Source organism: Mycobacterium sp. E735, from assembly GCF_001666955.1.
GTDB lineage: Bacteria > Actinomycetota > Actinomycetes > Mycobacteriales > Mycobacteriaceae > Mycobacterium.
On record NZ_LZIX01000003.1, the window covers coordinates 39,444 to 56,648 of the forward strand.

8 protein-coding genes and 1 riboswitch are annotated in these 17,205 nt (G+C 69.9%); of the genes, 5 read left to right on the forward strand and 3 right to left on the reverse strand.

Annotation, left to right across the window (positions count from 1 at the left end):
- The first annotated feature begins 50 nt into the window (after positions 1-50).
- The 5 genes from A5704_RS00670 to A5704_RS00690 all read left to right on the forward strand — a co-directional run bounded on the left by A5704_RS00670 (position 51) and on the right by A5704_RS00690 (position 11,611).
- Positions 51-2,414: an APC family permease gene (locus tag A5704_RS00670; RefSeq protein ID WP_067886935.1), complete on the forward strand. Its 2,364-nt coding sequence runs from the start codon at positions 51-53 to the stop codon at positions 2,412-2,414.
- A gap of 276 nt (positions 2,415-2,690) precedes the next feature.
- On the forward strand, positions 2,691-8,999 hold the full coding sequence (gene pks2, locus A5704_RS00675; protein ID WP_067886846.1) for a type I polyketide synthase: 6,309 nt from the start codon (positions 2,691-2,693) through the stop codon (positions 8,997-8,999).
- Between the two features lie 284 nt (positions 9,000-9,283).
- Positions 9,284-9,967 carry an adenylyl-sulfate kinase gene (cysC, locus tag A5704_RS00680; RefSeq protein WP_067780184.1) on the forward strand — a complete coding sequence of 228 codons (684 nt, stop codon included), beginning with the start codon at positions 9,284-9,286 and terminating at the stop codon, positions 9,965-9,967.
- A 64-nt stretch (positions 9,968-10,031) separates the two neighbouring features.
- Positions 10,032-11,297, forward strand: coding sequence for a sulfate adenylyltransferase (sat, locus tag A5704_RS00685; protein ID WP_067886850.1), 1,266 nt, complete (start codon positions 10,032-10,034; stop codon positions 11,295-11,297).
- On the forward strand, positions 11,294-11,611 hold the full coding sequence (locus A5704_RS00690) for a hypothetical protein (RefSeq protein ID WP_067755762.1): 318 nt from the start codon (positions 11,294-11,296) through the stop codon (positions 11,609-11,611). The genes sat and A5704_RS00690 overlap by 4 nt, the downstream gene beginning before the upstream one ends.
- Positions 11,612-11,620: 9 nt before the next feature.
- Here A5704_RS00690 and fadD21 read toward each other — a convergent pair whose 3' ends face one another.
- The 3 genes from fadD21 to A5704_RS00705 all read right to left on the reverse strand — a co-directional run bounded on the left by fadD21 (position 11,621) and on the right by A5704_RS00705 (position 17,149).
- Positions 11,621-13,360: a fatty-acid--AMP ligase FAAL21/FadD21 gene (fadD21, locus tag A5704_RS00695; protein WP_067886853.1), complete on the reverse strand. Its 1,740-nt coding sequence runs from the start codon at positions 13,358-13,360 to the stop codon at positions 11,621-11,623.
- Between the two features lie 158 nt (positions 13,361-13,518).
- Entirely contained in the window at positions 13,519-15,180 is a 1,662-nt protein-coding gene (locus A5704_RS00700) for a PPE family protein (protein ID WP_067886856.1), read from the reverse strand.
- 167 nt (positions 15,181-15,347) lie between these two features.
- Positions 15,348-15,530: riboswitch (cobalamin riboswitch) on the reverse strand.
- A 41-nt stretch (positions 15,531-15,571) separates the two neighbouring features.
- Positions 15,572-17,149, reverse strand: coding sequence for a CdaR family transcriptional regulator (locus A5704_RS00705; RefSeq protein WP_067886861.1), 1,578 nt, complete (start codon positions 17,147-17,149; stop codon positions 15,572-15,574).
- Positions 17,150-17,205: the final 56 nt, after the last annotated feature.

Sequence of the window (17,205 nt, forward strand, 5' to 3'; positions counted from 1 at the left end):
TGCACAATGCATCGCAGGTGTTTCGCCCGCTCACGGTAAGGACGGTGGTCGTGACCGCTTCGGCCGGCAAGCTACGGATCCCCCTTTCGGTCGGGGACATCGCCAAGCGGGTGTTCCTGGGCAAGCCGTTGGTCACCGAGGACATCGCCTCCGAGAAGTTGTCGAATCCGGTTGCGCTTGGCGCTCTTTCACCGGACGCCGTGTCATCGGTCGCCTATGGTCCCGAGCAGATCCTGATCGAGCTGTTGCCGCACGCGGGGCTGGCCGCCTTCCTGTTGTTGCTTCCGATCACCGGTGTCATCCTGCTCATCCTCGTGCTGGTGGCCGCCTCGTATCGGCAGGTGGTCATGGCCTACACCCGGGCGGGCGGCTCCTACATCGTCGCCCGCGAGAATTTCGGGCCTCGGGTGGCGCAGATAGCCGCCGCCGCGTTGCTGATCGACTACGTGGTCACCGTTGCGGTGCAGTCGGCGGCCGGGACGGTCGCGGTGGTGTCGGCCGTCCCCGCGCTGGGCCCCTACAGCCTGGAAATCACGGTCGGTGTGGTGCTTGCCATCTGCTACGCCAACCTGCGCGGCTTGAAGGAAGCGGGCCTGCCGTTCGCGCTGGCCACCTATGCCTTCATCGGCATGGTCGGCCTGACCATCGTGGTCGGCGTCATCCGCGCGGCCATGGGGAACCTGCCGGTCTACGATCCCACGCACATGGCGGGAACCGTGCCCGTCCACCAGGGCAACGGGCTGGTGCTGGGGGCGACGATCTTGGTGTTGCTGCGAGCCTTCGCCAACGGAGGCTCGTCCCTGACGGGGGTGGAGGCCATCTCCAACACGGTCGACCACTTCCGAAAGCCGCAGGGCCGCAACGCCCGCCGAGTGCTCACGGCCATGGCCACCATCCTTGGCGTGTTGCTGGCCGGGGTCGCCTATCTGGCGCACGTCACCCACGCCACCCCGTATCTCACCGAGTACCCGTCGGTGCTGTCGCAGATCGGTCGCGCCGTATTCGGCAACGGCCTGCTCGGCAACGTCTTCTATACGCTGGTCCAGGCCGCCACCGCCGCCATCCTGTACACCGGCGCGAATACCAGCTTCAACGGGTTCCCGGCGCTGGCCAGCTTCGTCGCCGAGGACCGCTTCCTGCCGCGCCAACTCACCAAACGCGGTCACCGCCTGGTCTTCTCGAACGGCATCATCACGCTCACGGCGCTGTCCGTGCTGCTGTTGGTGGTGACGGGCGGCTCGGTCAACGCGCTGGTTCCCTTCTACGCGATCGGCGTGTTCACGGGGTTCTCGATGGCCGGCTACGGGATGACCAAACACCATTTGAGGCACCGCGAACCGGGATGGCGACGCCGCCTGGCCATCAACCTCTCCGCGGCCGTCCTGTCCACGATCGTGGTGGGCATCTTCGCGGTGGCGAAGTTCACCGAAGGCGCGTGGCTGGTGGTCATCGTCTTCCCGCTGCTGGTGTTCATACTGACGCGGCTCAACCGCGAATACCGCGCCGAGGCAGCCATTCTCGAGATGTTCCGCACCGACCGCCCGGAGTTGGTGAAGTACGCGCGGCACCGGGTGTTCGTGTTCGTCGACTCCGTCGACCTGGCGGTGATCGAAGCGTTGCGCTACGGCAGGGGATTGCGTGCCGACGAGTTGACCGCCGTGCACTTCATGGTGGACCCGGCCCACGCCGCCATACTGCGGAAGCGTTGGGACCACTTCGATCTGGACACCCCGCTGCGGGTCGTCGACTGCCCGGACCGGCGGATCATCCGGGCCGCGCAGCTGTTCGTCGCCAAGGCCCGCGACGAACAAGCGCGCACCAACGTGACGGTGCTGCTGCCGCGCCGGACGTTCGGGCGGCTGCTGGGGCGGCTGCTGCACGACCGCACCGCGGACAAGATCTCCAGCGCGGTGAGCCTGATCCCCGACGCGGCGGCGACGATCGTGCCGTACGACGTGGAATCGCGCATTCGGGAGGCCTACCCCGACACGTTCGAGCAACGGATCGCCGACGAGATCGACAAGCTCGAGGCGTGGGTGTCCAGGGGCGAGGACGAGAAGGTGGACGCCTACGAGCACCCGGAGCGGCCGGGGTCGGTCATCCTGGTGGCCGGCCTGATCTCCGGGCAACGGGCCACCGTCGAGGGGCGGGTCAGCGAGGTCGAGGACGTCAACGACCGCGGCCGCACCCTGCGCGAGGTCGTCGTCGGGGACAACAGCGGGGCGATCACCATCACCTTCCGTCCCGGCCACGGCGGCGCCGACATCCAGCCAGGCCAGCTGTTGCGGATAACCGGGAAGGCCCGCCAGACGGGCAACCGGCCCATTTCGATGGTCGACCCGACGTATCAGGTGATCGAGGACCCCGCGGAGGAGGTCGATTCCAGCGAGTCGGGGGACGCCGGCAAAGCGTAGCGCCTACCGGATTGCCCCCAAACGCTGTGGCTTCACAGCGTTTCGCGCACGCGGCCCCGTCCGGCGGGCGCTCTTCGTCGGTGTTCACCATCGCCGTTGCGCTGCCGGGGAAACCGCGGAAGCCACAGTCGCGACAGAGGTTTCACGGCGATCCGTCCCTGGCAAATTCGCGGGCCGGCCGTATTCTCCAAGCGGTTAAGCTGACGGAGTTCAGGTCGGTAAGCTGACACCCGCGCGACTGGCCAACGCCGTTGGGGGAGAACAGAGGACTGCACATTGCGTGCCGCAACCGCCACACCCGTTGCTGTCATCGGTATGGCCTGCCGGCTTCCCGGTGGAATCGATTCCCCGCAACGGCTGTGGGAGGCGTTGCTGCGCGGCGCCGATTTCGTCGGCGAGATACCCGCCGACCGGTGGGACGCGGACCTGTACTACGACCCCGAACCCGGCGTGCCCGGCCGGTCGGTGACGCGGTGGGGGGCCTTCCTGGACGACGTCGGCGGCTTCGACTGCGATTTCTTCGGCATGACCGAGCGCGAAGCCACCGCGATCGACCCCCAACACCGTTTGCTGCTGGAGACGTCCTGGGACGCCATCGAGCACGCGGGCCTCGATCCCGCGCGGTTGTCCCACTCGCAGACCGGCGTCTTCGTCGGGCTGACGCACGGCGACTACGAACTGCTCTCCGCCGACTGCGGCGCCGCCGAGGGCCCGTACGGCTTCACCGGCACCAGCAACAGCTTCGCGTCCGGGCGGGTCGCCTACACGCTGGGGCTGCACGGCCCGGCCGTCACCGTTGACACCGCGTGCTCGTCGGGGTTGATGGCCGTGCACCAGGCCTGCGGCAGCCTCAACAGCGGCGAGAGCGATTTGGCCCTGGCCGGCGGTGTCGCCGTGACCCTCGAACCGCGCAAGTCCGTCTCGGGGTCGCTGCAGGGCATGCTGTCGCCGACCGGCCGCTGCCACGCCTTCGACGTCAACGCGGACGGCTTCGTCTCCGGTGAGGGCTGCGTCGTGCTGCTGCTCAAGCGGCTCGACGACGCGCAACGCGACTCCGACCGCATCCTGGCCGTCCTGCGCGGCACGGCGGCCAACCAGGACGGCCGCACCGTCAACATCGCGGCGCCGTCGGAAACCGCCCAGGTGGCCGTCTACCGCAAGGCCCTGGAGACCGCCGGCGTCGACGCCGCCACGGTCGGCTTCGTCGAGGCGCATGGGACCGGCACCCCGGTCGGGGATCCGATCGAATACGCGAGCCTGGCCGCCGTGTACGGGACCGGCGGGCCCTGCGCGCTGGGCTCGGTCAAAACCAATTTCGGCCACCTGCAGTCGACCTCCGGACCGCTGGGGCTGATGAAGGCCATCCTCGCGCTACAGCACGGCACGGTGCCGCAGAACCTCCACTTCACCCGGCTGCCCGACGGGATGGCCGCGATCAAGACGGAACTGTTCGTGCCGCAGGCCAACACGCCGTGGCCCGGCGACCGGCGCCCGCGCCGCGCCGCGGTGTCGTCATACGGGATGTCCGGCACCAACGTGCATGCCGTCTTGGAGGAGGCGCCGCCGGAACAAGCGCCGCCGGCCGCCCCGAATGCCAACGGGGCGTTGTTGTTCCCGGTGTCGGCGACGTCCGCCGAACAATTGCGCGTCACGGCCGCCCGGCTGGCGGATTGGATCGACGCCGGCGGTGCCGGCACCGCCGGCCTGTCGGACGTCGGCTACACACTCGCGCGCCGCCGCGCACACCGGCCGGTGCGCACGGTGGTGTCCGCCGGCGACCTCGGTCAGCTGAGCGCGGCCCTGCGCGAGGTCGCCGGCGGCGACATCCCGCATCTACCCGCCGTGGGGCAGGACGACCGGGGACCGGTCTGGGTGTTCTCCGGCCAAGGCTCGCAGTGGTCGCAGATGGGCGCCGGGCTGCTGGCCTCCGAACCGGTGTTCGCCGCGACGATCGCGGCGATGGAACCGCTGATCGCCGCGGAATCGGGGTTCTCGGTGACCGAGGCCATGTCGGCGCCCGAGGTGGTGACCGGCATCGATCGGGTGCAGCCGACGATCTTCGCGATGCAGGTCGCGCTGGCCGAGACGATGAAGTCCTACGGGGCCCGTCCCGGCGCGGTCATCGGCCATTCGCTCGGTGAATCCGCCGCGGCGGTCGTCGCCGGTGGCCTGTCGCTGCAAGACGGCGTGCGCGTCATCTGCCGGCGCTCGAGGCTGATGGCGCGGCTCGCCGGGAGTGGCGCCATGGCGTCGGTGGAACTGCCGGGCCAACAGGTGTTGTCGGAACTGTCCATTCGCGGGATCTCCGACGTGGTCCTCTCGGTGGTCGCGTCGCCCACGTCGACGGTCGTCGGCGGCGACACGCAGTCGATCCGGGACCTGGTCGCGGTCTGGCAGGAGCAGGACGTGGTGGCGCGCGAGGTGGCGGTGGACGTGGCCTCGCACTCGCCCCAGGTCGAGCCGATCCTCGACGAACTGGTCGAGGCCCTCGCCGGCCTCGAGCCCAGGGAGCCGGAGGTTCCCTACTACTCGGCGACGCTGTGGAACCCCCGCGAACGGCCGTCGTTCACCGCCGACTACTGGGGCGAAAATCTAAGGTACACAGTGCGATTCGCGGCGGCCGTGCAGGCCGCCCTCAAGGACGGTTTCCGGGTGTTCGGCGAACTCTCGCCGCACCCCCTGCTCACGCACGCCGTCGAGCAGAATGCCGCCAGCCTGGACATGCCCATCGCGGCGCTGGCGGCCGTGCGCCGCGAACAAGAGCTGCCGGCCGGGTTGCGGGCGTTCGTCGCCGACGTGCACAGCGCCGGCGCCGTGGTCGACTTCTCGGTCCAATACCCGAGCGGCCGCCTGGTGGACGCGCCCATCCCGACGTGGACCCATCGCAGGCTCATGCTCAGCCGCGAGGCGAAGGAGCAGGCGCACGGCGCCTCGGTCCAGGCCGTCCATCCGCTACTCGGTGCGCACGTGCACCTGTACGAGGAACCGGAGCGACACGTCTGGCAGGGCGATGTCGGCACCGAGGCGCACCCGTGGCTCGGCGATCACCAAATCCACCACGTGGCAGCGCTTCCCGGCGCCGCGTACTGCGAGATGGCGCTGACCGCCGCGCGGGCGGTCCTCGGCGAACGGTCCGAGGTCACCGACATCACGTTCGAGCAGACCCTGCTGCTGGACGGCGGGACGCGGGCGTCGTCGGCGGCGACGGTCACCGCGCCCGGCGTTCTCGAGTTCACCGTGGACACCCACGAGGACGGCGAACGCGTGCGCCGGGCGCGCGCGGTCCTGCGCGCGCAGGAAGGGGCGGACGAGGACGGGCCGCAGCAGCCGCCCGCCCACGACATGGCCACGCTGATCGCCAATCATCCGTCCGGCATGGACGGCGCCGAGTTGCGAAAGGCGTTCGACGCCATCGGGATTCAATACGGTCCCGCCTTCTCGGGCCTGGCCGCCGCGCTCCTCGGCGACGTGGACACACCCACGGTGCTCGCCGAGGTGGCGCTGCCCGGAGCCATCCGCTCGCAGCAGTCGGGCTACGTGATCCACCCGGCCCTGCTGGACGCATGCTTTCAGTCGGTGGTCGTCCACCCGGTGGTCCAGCAGGCCGGCGCGGGTGGCCTGCTGCTGCCGGTCGGTGTGCGCCGGCTGCGCAGCCATGCCCCGGCGCGCAATGCGCAATACTGCCTGGCCCGGGTGACGTCGTCGGGCCCCGGCGAGTGCGAGGCGGACATCGATGTGCTGGACCAGTCCGGCGCAGTGCTCCTGACCGTCGAGGGGCTGCGGCTGGCCGGTGGGGTCTCCGAACGCGAACGAGCCGAGCGGCTGCTCAACGAGCGGTTGTTGGCCATCGAATGGGAGCCGCGGGAACTCCCGGACGCCGCGCGGGCCGAGCCGGGATCGTGGCTGCTGCTCACCGCGTGCGAGGCGACGGATCCGCTCGCGACCCAGCTGGGCGAGGCGCTCGATTCCGATGGCGCCCACTGCACCACGCTCTCGTTGCCGGTCGGGCCGGTGGAAACCGCCGGGCTGCGCGCGCTGCTGTCCGGCAACGGCCCGGCCGCCTCGAACGGGCACGGCCCGCTCAAGGGCCCGACGGGTGTCGTCGTGGTGACCGCGCCACCGGGCGGCGGCCCCGACCAGGCGCGGCGCGCCCGCGACTACGTGTCGCACCTGGTGGCCGTCGCGCGTGAGCTCTCCGAGCTGCCCGGCGAGTCGCCCCGGCTCTTCGTGGTCACCAGGAACGCCGCCAGCGTGGCCGCCGGCGATGTGGCCAACCTGGAACAGGCCGGGCTGCGTGGACTGCTGCGGGTGATCGACTCCGAGCACCCGCACCTGAGCGCCACCCAAATCGACGTCGACGCGACGACCGGGCCGGAACACGTTGCGGCGCAACTCAAGAGCGGCTCGGGAGAAGACGAGACCGCCTGGCGCCAGGGGGAGTGGTACACCGCGCGGCTGCGGCCCGGTCCGCTGCGCCCGGCCGAACGGCAGACCGCGGTCGTCGATCACGAGCGGGACGGCATGCGCCTGCAGATCCGCACCCCCGGTGACCTCGAATCGCTGGAGTTCACCGCGTTCGACCGCGTCCCGCCCGGGCCGGGGGAGATCGAGGTCGCGATCGCCGCGTCCACCATCAACTTCGCCGACGTGCTGGTGGCCTTCGGCCGCTATCCCACCTTCGAGGGCTACCAACAGCAATTGGGCGGGGACTTCGCCGGCGTGGTCACCGCCGTCGGCCCCGACGTCACCGAGCATCGGGTGGGCGACCGCGTCGGCGGCATGTCCCGCAACGGCTGCTGGGGCACCTTCGTCATCGCCGACGCCAGGCACGCGGTCACCCTGCCGCCCGACCTCGCTTCCGAAGACGCCGCCGCCGTGGCCACCGCCTCGGCGACCGCCTGGTACGGCCTGCATGACCTGGCCCGCATCGCGCCGACCGACAAGGTGCTGATCCACTCCGGCACCGGGGGCGTGGGACAGGCGGCCATCGCGATCGCCCGGGCCGCGGGCTGCGAAATCTTCGCGACCGCGGGCAGCCCCCAGCGCCGGCAATTGTTGCGCGACATGGGAATCGAGCACGTCTACGACTCGCGCAGCACGGCGTTCGCCGACGAGATCCGCCGTGACACCGGCGGATACGGCGTCGACGTGGTGCTCAACTCGCTGTCCGGCGCCGCGCAGCGTGCGGGAGTCGAGTTGCTGGCGTTCGGCGGCCGATTCGTCGAGCTGGGCAAGCGTGACATCTACCGCGACACCCACCTCGGGCTGTTCCCGTTCCGCCGCAACCTGTCGCTGTTCGCGGTCGACCTGGCGTTGCTGACGTTCAGCCATCCCGGCACCGTCCGACGCCTGCTGACCACCGTGTACCGCCGCACGGCCGACGGCGGGCTGCCGTTGCCGCGGACCACGCACTTCCCGATCCACGACGCGGCCGCCGCGGTCCGCCTGGTGGCGGGCGCCGGCCACACCGGCAAGGTGGTGCTCGACGTGCCGCGCACGGGACGCAGTGTGGCCGCCGTCCCGCCGGAAAACGTGCGACCGTTCCGCACCGACGGCGCCTACATCGTCACCGGCGGCATCGGCGGGCTGGGCTTGTTCCTGGCGGGTCAGATGGCGGCGCGCGGCGCCGCACGGATCGTGCTGAATTCCCGCTCGGCGCCCAACGAGCAAGCCCGCCAAGACATCGAGCGTCTCCGCGCCGACGGGGCCGACATCGCGGTGGAGTGTGGCGACATCGCCGAGCCGGGCACGGCCGAGCGGCTGGTGGCGTCCGCGACCGAGACCGGACTGCCGGTGCGCGGCGTGCTGCACGCGGCCGCGGTGGTCCAGGACGCCACGCTGGCCAACGTGACCGACGAACTCATCGACCGATGCTGGGCGCCAAAGGTTTACGGAGCCTGGAACTTGCATCACGCGACGGCGGACCAGCCGCTGGACTGGTTCTGTTCGTTCTCCTCGGCCGCCGCGCTGGTCGGATCGCCGGGCCAGGGCGCCTATGCCGCGGCCAACAGCTGGCTGGACGCCTTCGCCCATTGGCGGCGCAGCCAGGGGTTGCCGGGCAGCGCGATCGCCTGGGGCGCATGGTCGGAGGTCGGCCGCGCCACGGCGCTCGCGGAAGACGCCGGCATCGCGATCAAGCCGGCGGAGGGTTACCACGCCTTCGAATCCCTGCTGCGCTACGACCGCGCCTACACCGGCTACGCGCCGATCATGGGAACGCCCTGGTTGACCTCGTTCGCGCAACGCAGCCGGTTCGCCGAAGCTTTCCAGTCGATGGGATCCGGCAACCCCGACACCGGCAAATTCCTGGCCGAACTCAAGGCGCTGCCCCGCGAGGAATGGCCGACCGCCATCCGCCGGCTGGTGTCCGGCCAGATCAGTCTGTTGCTGCGCCGCACAATCGATCCCGATCGTCCACTCTCCGACTACGGACTGGATTCGCTGGGAAACCTGGAGCTGCGAACGCGCATCGAGACCGAAACCGGGATCCGCATCAGCCCCACCAAGATCACCACGGTTCGCGATCTGGCCGAGCACCTGTGCGACGAGTTGGCCGCCGCGGAAACCGCGGCTTCGCCGTCCTGACCGGAAGCGCGGCCGGGAACTTCGGCTCACCGTGCTCGTAACCGTCGGCGCCGGGGCCAGGCGGCGCGCCCCGCCCGCCCGGCGCGGCGGCGCTCGACCCCGCGACGCCCGGAGCTGGTCGAATGCGGCGGGCGCGGCCGCCGCGGCACGGTGGCGGGAAGACGGAAATCTCCTGTAAATTGGCCATCTTAAGTAACCGACCGGCCACAACCCGGTTTGATTGGTGAGCGATCTGGTGAAGGTCGTGGGAGGACTTGCACGGGATCGGTGTCGAGGAGCCGAAAATGTCGAACAACATCACCTGGCACGAACACCACATCAGTCGCGACAGCCGGGAGAAGCTCAACGGGCACCGAGGCTGCGTCCTCTGGTTCACCGGGCTCAGCGGCAGCGGGAAGAGCACGGTGGCCAACACCGTCGAGCAGAGGCTGTACGAGCGGGGCATCCGGAGCTATCTCCTCGACGGGGACAACGTCCGCTACGGGCTCAACGCCGGGCCCGACACCCTGGAGCCGCGCCACGGCGTGGCGTTCGCCAAGAGGTTCGGCCTGGGCTTCTCCGCCGAAGACCGCGAGGAGAACATCCGGCGCATCGGCGCGGTCTCGAAGTTGTTCTGCGAGGCCGGCGTCATCGCGCTGACGGCCTTCATCAGTCCCTACCGGCGGGACCGCGATGCGGTGCGCGAAACGCTGCTCGAGGGCGACTTCCAGGAGATCTTCGTCGACACCCCCATCGAGATCTGCGAAAAGCGCGACCCCAAGGGGCTGTACAAGAAGGCCCGGGCCGGCGAGATCAAGGGGTTCACCGGCATCGACGACCCGTACGAGGCTCCGGTGGAACCGGAACTGCGACTCGAGGGCGGCGCGAAGGACGCGGACACGCTGGCCGAGGAGGTGATTGCGCACCTCGAGAAGGTCGGCGTCATCCCCGCCCTCGCGCGCAGCCAGGAGCCGACGGGCGGGGTTTAGGAATCGGCACGGGCACCGAAGACGTTGCCAGGAAAGTGTTGCACTGCGAAGCGAGAGGCATCGAATGAGCTATACGGGTCACAACGGCAAGCCGATCGTGGAGCGGGTGGCCACCGAAAACGCGGCCGGCCGGATCCAGGGCCTGGCGCGGGTGCCCATCTCGAAGGCGACGGCGCACGAGGTCATCAGCCTGTCCTACGGGTTCTTCACGCCGCTGACCGGGTTCATGGGCCGGCAGGAGGTCGACACCACGCTGGACAAGTTGGCCTTGCCGGACGGGACGCTGTGGAGCATCCCGATCGTGTTCGACCTGTCCTCCGACGACATCGACACGCTGGGCGTCCAAGAGGGCGCCAGCGTCGTGCTGGAGTACTCAGACGCTCCCATCGCGATCCTGGACGTCACCGAGATCTACGAGTACGACCTGCAGCGACTGGCTGAGAAGACTTACGGCACAACGGATCCCCGGCATCCGGGAGTGAAGAAGACGCTGGCGTACGCGAACCGGTTCGTCGCCGGCGACGTCACGCTCATCAACGAGCCGGTGTTCAACGAGCCCTTCAAGAGCTTCTGGCTCACGCCCAGGCAGCACCAGGACGCGCTCGCGGAAAAGAACTGGACCCACGTCGTCGCGCATCAGACCCGCAACGTCCCGCACACCGGACACGAGGCGCTGATGAAGCAGGCGTGGTTGGCCGCCAACGAAGACCAGCCGGTCGACGACCTGAGCACGGGCGTGCTGGTCAACGCGATCATCGGGCAGAAACGGGTGGGCGACTACATCGACGAGGCGATCCTGCTCACGCAGGACGAGCTCAGGAAGAGCGGGTATTTCCGGGAGGACGTCCACAAGGTGACCTTCACGCTGTGGGACATGCGATACGCGGGTCCGCGGGAGGCCATCTTCCACGCGATCCTGCGCACCAACCTCGGGTGCACGCACCACATGTTCGGCCGCGACCACGCCGGCGTCGGCGAGTTCTACCACCCGTACGACTCGCAGAACCTCCTTCAGGAACACCGTTCGGAGCTGGGCATCAAACCGGTGTTCCTGCGCGAGAACTGGTATTGCCCCGAATGCCGGGAAGTGACCAATTCGGCGCTGTGCGGGCACGACTCCAAGGCGCAGAGTTTCAGCGGAAGCCTGATCAGAAGCATCCTGACCGACGAGGTGAAGCCCACCCAGCAGGTGATGCGGCACGAGGTGTTCGAGGTGGTTCTCGAGGCGGCCGCCAAGTACGGCCAGGGCTCGCCGTTCGTCACCGAGGAGTACCTGGCGGACCGGCTGCCCGTGTTCACGCTGAACCCGCTGGAGGGGGCCCGATCATGAGCGGCGACGTCAAGAAGATCAAGGTCAACGTCTGGATCAACGAGGAGCGGCTCGAGGCGCTGGCGAAAGCCGGGATGGCCGACTCGGCGAAGGAAGCCTTCGCGGGGATGAAGCTCTTGGAGATTTATACCACCGAAGAGCAGAAGGACGTTGTGCTGCAACGCTTTCCGGGGTCAAAGTACGACTCCGCCACCACGAAGTCCATCGAGTTGCTGCCCAAGAAGGTCAAGGACCGGCTGCTGGAGCTGTCCATCGCCCTGCACTCCACGGGCCCCGACGTGGTGGACCGCTTCCTCGCCGAATCGCAGCCGTAGGCGCGGCGCTCAGGCGTCCAGTCGGGTGAACTCCTGACGGCGGTACTGCTCGACGCAGGCCGCGCGCCGGATCTTGCCGCTCGTCGTGGTGGGAATCGACCCGGGCGACACCAGCACGAGATCGGCGACATTGAGACCGTGCGAATTCGAAATCGCCGCGGTGACATCGTTTTTGACGACGGCGAACCGGCGCGACACCTCCTCGTCGGAGTCGCCGCGCTTCTTCATCTCGATGATGGTCACCAGCTTCTCGGTCTCGTCCACCGGCACCGAGATCGCCGCGACGCGGCCCCCGGTGATCCCCTGCACCGTCGACTCGATGTCCTCGGGATAGTGGTTGCGCCCGTAGACGATCAGGAGATCTTTGGTCCGGCCCACGATGAACATCTCGCCCTCGGAGACGAACCCGAGGTCGCCGGTGCGCAGCCACGGTCCTTCCGGCGTGCCCGGCGACGGGTCGACCAGGACGCCGACGAAGGTGCGTGCGGTCTCCTCGGGCTTCTGCCAGTAGCCGCCGGCAACGTTTTCGCCATGGACCCAGATCTCGCCGACCTTTCCCGGCGGGCATTCCCGGCGGGCGTCGGGGTCGACGATCCGCACCGCCGGCGATGTCGGCATGCCGTAGCTCAGCAGCGGCGAGCCACTCTCCGCCGGGCAGCGTTCCGCGGACCCCTCGGACAACTTCTCTGATTCGAAGTGCACCACCCGCGGGGCCCCGCGGGTGGTGCGGCTGGTGACGTACACCGTGGCCTCGGCCAATCCGTAGGACGGGCGCATCGCGCGGTCGTCAAAGTTGTACGGCGCGAAGCGTTTAGCGAACCGGTCCAGCGTGGCGGGGTGGATGCGTTCGGCGCCGCTGACGACGCCCAGGACGTTGCCCAGGTCGACGCCGTCCAGGTCTACGTCCTTCGTCTTGCGGACGGCCAGCTCGAAGGCGAAGTTCGGCGCCGCCGACATCACCGGGGTGCCGATCGACATCGCATGGATCCACCGTGCCGGTCGTTGGAGGAAGGCGACCGGGCTTGTCAGGTCACCGCGATAACCGCCCATGATCGGCGCGATGACGCCGAGCACCAACCCCATGTCGTGGTAGAAGGGCAGCCAGGAGACGGCGGCCGTTTCGCGTGGCGGGACGCCGTTGAACTCGGCGAAATAGGCGGCCATCAGCTGCTGGAAGTTCACGCGCAGGTTGCGGTGCGAGATCATGACGCCGGCCGGCAGTCGCGTCGAGCCGGACGTGTACTGCAGGTAGGCCGTGTCGGGGGCGCCGTTGAGCCGGATGCCCGGCGCGGAGGGGTCGTCCAAATCGAGCGCATCGACCTCGACGACCGCCGGGGTGGTCGTCGGGCCCGGCTGCCCGAGGTACTCGGTGATGGTGCCGGCGACCGCCGACGTGGTGAGCACGACGGTGGGTGTGGTGTCGGCCAGGACGGCGCTCACGCGTTCGTCGTGTGAGCCCACCGCCGGGACGGGCAGCGGCACCGCGATCAGCCCGGCCTGCATGGCGCCCAGGAAGGCCACGATATAGGGCAGGCCCTGCGGAGCCAGGATCACGGCCCGGTCCCCGACGGCGCCGTGCCGCTTGACCTCGTGCGCGACGTTCAGGGTCCGCTGGTACAGCTGCGCCCACGTCAACGTCTCGGTGACGCCCGCCCAATCGTGCTCGTAGTCGGTATAGCGGAACGCGATTTCGTCGGGCTGCAGACCCGCGCGTTCACGCAGCAGGGAGACCACCGACGCGTTCTGCATGCGGGTTAGGCTACCGCTCTTCTTCCGCTTGCGGACGAAGGTCGCGCCAGGCCCCGGTTCCGCCCGCCGGCGCTACGGTCCCGGCCGCGGGCCGCCGCGTGCGCCCGACTGCGCCGGGCCGTCCCGCGCCAACGAATACCGTTGTGGCCCAGCCTCGTTCAAGGTGCATCCGGGCCGTGGTCCCAGGTGTGCGGCAACATCGGTGTGCGCGCGGCGCCGTCGAAGGCATCGTCGCGCAGCGCGGTCAGTCCTGCCGGCATGCCGGCCCCCTTGGCGGGCGCGGTTCCGGTGAAGCCCAGGGTTTCCGCGCCCCGATCCGAGGCGCTCGACGACGGTTCCGCGTCCAGGTACTCGTATCGGCGGCCGAGTTGCGTGACCTCCGCCCGGCGGCGCCGCGCCTGCGAAACCTGGTTCGGGGCCTCGGCCGCCGCGGGGACCTCGACGAGACCCGACCGGGCCGCCCGCTTCGCGCGCGCCCTGGCGCTCACCGAACCACGGGCATCGGCCGTCAACTGGCCGACCAGGTACGCCAGGGCCGGCATCGTCGTCCCGGGCGGCGCCGACGGCGTCGGTGGCGGGGGGCCGGGCGTGGGCGGCGCGGGTGCCGCGGCGGGCGCCGGGGCCGGCGCGGCCGCAAGCGCCGGAGCCGGGCTGGGCGCGGGCGGCGGGGTCGGTGCCAGCGCCGCCGGGACGAACGACGGGGCGGGCAGGACCGGAGGCACCGGGATGGCATGCAGCCCAGCCAAACCCGTCAGGCCGGCGAGACCACCGGCCAGGGCGGGAACCACCAACGGAATCACCGACGCGGTCAGCAGCGGCACGATGACCGGGATCAGCACGATCATCTGCTCGAGCAGCGTCTTGATCAACGCGATGGTGTCGGTGATGATCGTGCCGATGGCTTCGATGGCGGTGAACAACAAGGTCCAGGCGATGGTCGCGGGATTGCCCGAAGCGAACGCCGCGGCAAGGTCGGCCGCGATGAACGAGAAGGTCTGCGCCAGATAGGCGAAGTACGAGCCGAAATCCATCGGATAGCCGAGGGCGAACGCGATGTTGAACGGGTTGAGGAAGCTCAGCGGATTGCCGAGGACGGGCAGCCACGGGTCGAACCCCGAGAACAGCGTTTTGAAGAACGGGTTGTTCATCAGCAGATCGATGAACGGCTGGATGAACCTGTTGTAGAAGTCGATGAAGCCGATCCGCTCCAGCCAGTCGAGCACCTCGTTCTGCCGGTCGGGTGGCAGCGGCGACACGGAGGAAGCGGCCGCCGGCGTGTTGGCGGCCATGACTTGGGGGGCCGGCGTCGTTTCCGGGGCGGCGGCTACCGCAGCGGCGGCGGTGCCCTCGTAGGCGCTCATCACGGTGGCGGCCTGTGTCCACATCCGGGCGTAGTCGGCCTCATTGAGCGCGATCGGGACGGTGTTCAGGCCGAAGAAATTCGTCGCCACCAGCACGGCGTGGGTGGCGTGGTTGGCGGCCAGCTCGGGCAGGCTCGGCATGGCGGCCAGCGCCGCGCAATAGGCGGCGGCCACCGCTTGGTGCTGGGCGGCCATGGCCGCGCCGTCGGCGCCGGCGCGCGCCAGCCACGCGAGATACGGCGTGTGCGCGGCCAGGTAGGCATCCGCGGTCGGCCCGTCCCAAGCCCCGGCCTGCACCGCGCCCAGTAGCGCGGTCAGCTCGGCGGCGGCCTGGCCGTACTCGGCGCTCAGCGAGCTCCAGGTCGCCGCGGCGGCCAGCAGCGGGCCCGGCCCGGGTCCGCCGCTGAGTAGCGCGGAGTGCACCTCGGGAGGGGAGGCCATCCAGATCGGGGCGGTCATCGGCCGCCGCCTTGGGGAGTGGTCAAAGCCGTTGCCGCGCAGATCATGCGGGCGGGTCGGGTGTGAGCGTGGCGCCGGGGCGCCGAATCGGTGGTGGCGTCGACGGCCACCCATGCCTGGAGACGGGACATGGTGAGTGACAGCTCTCTCGGGGTGCACCGCCCCGGGTCGCAGGACGCGATGACGCGAGTGTCCTGGCTCTCGGATCGCCGCTCGCCTCGCCTTCCAGCTTTTCAGCCGTGGCTCTTGAGGGTCGCTCCCCGATGACAGTGGCGGGACCGCGCCGGATTCGCACCGGCTTCCTGCATCGTCATCACCTTACGGGTGACATTGTCGCATGGGTCGCGACCGCAGGTTGGCAAACCCCGGCAAAGTCCTCGGCGAAACCGCGTCAGCCGCCTTCGGCTACTCGCAGTGCCAGCGAAAACAGCAGCCGCGCCTCGGGATCGGCCAGCGATGTGTCCAACAACTTCTCGATACGCCGGATGCGATAGCGAACCGTGTTGGGGTGCACCCGCAACTTCCGCGCGGCGGACGCGATATCGCCGAAACCGTCCAGATACACGCGCAGCGTCTCGGCCAGGACGGGATCGTCGGCCCGCAGGCCGACGATCCGCGGGTCGGTCAGGCGCCGCTCGCGACCGATCAGGGTGACGATCTCGTCGAGCAGGACGGTGGTGCGCGCCTCGGCCAGCGACGTCACCTGCGGAATCGAAATGGGATGGCGCGCAGCGCTGTCCAGCACGCGGTCCAGCTCGGCGCGCGCGCCGGCGATTCCGGCGAGGCCGGCGACCGGTGCGGCGATGGCGGCCCGCAGCTGCACCCCGAGCTCCGTGCGCATTGCCGCGACGGTGCCGCGCACCCACGAGGACACGGCGCGGGCCTGCGTCTGGGGCAGCAGGACGTAGATGCGCGACCCGCGAGAGGCCACCTGGGCGTCCCGGCGAAAAGCGCTGGCGCTCAGCGCCATCACGTCGGCGAGCCGGACCTGCCGCGGTATGTCGTCCCCGGCGTCCCAGCCGATCAGCGCCGCGGTGTCGTCGGCGGCGAGGCCGAGTTCGCGGGCGACCGCATCCACGTCGGGTTCGCCGTCGACCAGGCCCAACAGCTGGTGCACCCGCCGCGCGTGGGTGGACGGCCGGGCGGCCAACCGCGCCATGATGCGCGCGGCCAGCACCGCCGCGCCCCGCAAGATCTCCTCGGCGTCGTCGGCCAGGGGTTGGCTGCCCTGCTGCACCCAGATGGTGCCGGCGAACTCCGGCGGCCGCCGCGCGTCGGGTTGGTAGATCCCGACGGCAAGCCGGGGGCGCAGACCCAACTCCGGGCGCTCGGCCACTCGGACCACCCCGTCGCCGGCTCGCAGCGCGTCGAAAATGCCCCACTGGCCGATCCATTCGAGATGCTCGGGCGGCCCCGCCCTGCCCAGGATGGACAGCCGGCGCAGCTCGTCGGCTTCGTCGTTGGAGGCCGAATACGCCAACACGTGCGACTGGGCATTCTCGATGCTGACCATGCCGTGGATGCGGTCGGCCAGCGACTGCGCCAAGCCGAACAGGTCGGTGCCCGAGTCCTCCGCCGCGTCCGCGCGGTCGCCGTGGTGCGCCAGCACGTGATTGACCAACTGATAGAGCCGCTCCCAGCGCGCCCGCGGCTCGACGGCCACCACCGCCGCCCCCGCCCCGACCGCCGCGCCCACCAACGCGGTCGACGGCTCCTTCGCGAAGATCGCCGCCGGCACGCGCTCGCGCGCCTGCTTGGCGATCCACCGCAGCGCCTCGTCGTCGGCGACCCCCAGCAGGAAGAACACGTCGGCCGAGCCCGCGGCCGCCGCCAACCCCAGCCGCACGTCGTCGCTGTCGATCAGCGCCGCCGAGCCGACCGCAAGGTCCAAGCCCCGCGGCGCCTCCACCAGGCTGACCAGGGTCGCGTCCAGCGCCAGCAGCAGCTGCCCCAGACCCACACCTGCCATTGTCCGATCGTACTACCGCAACGGCACTATCTTGTCCGATCAGCTAACTCGGGGAG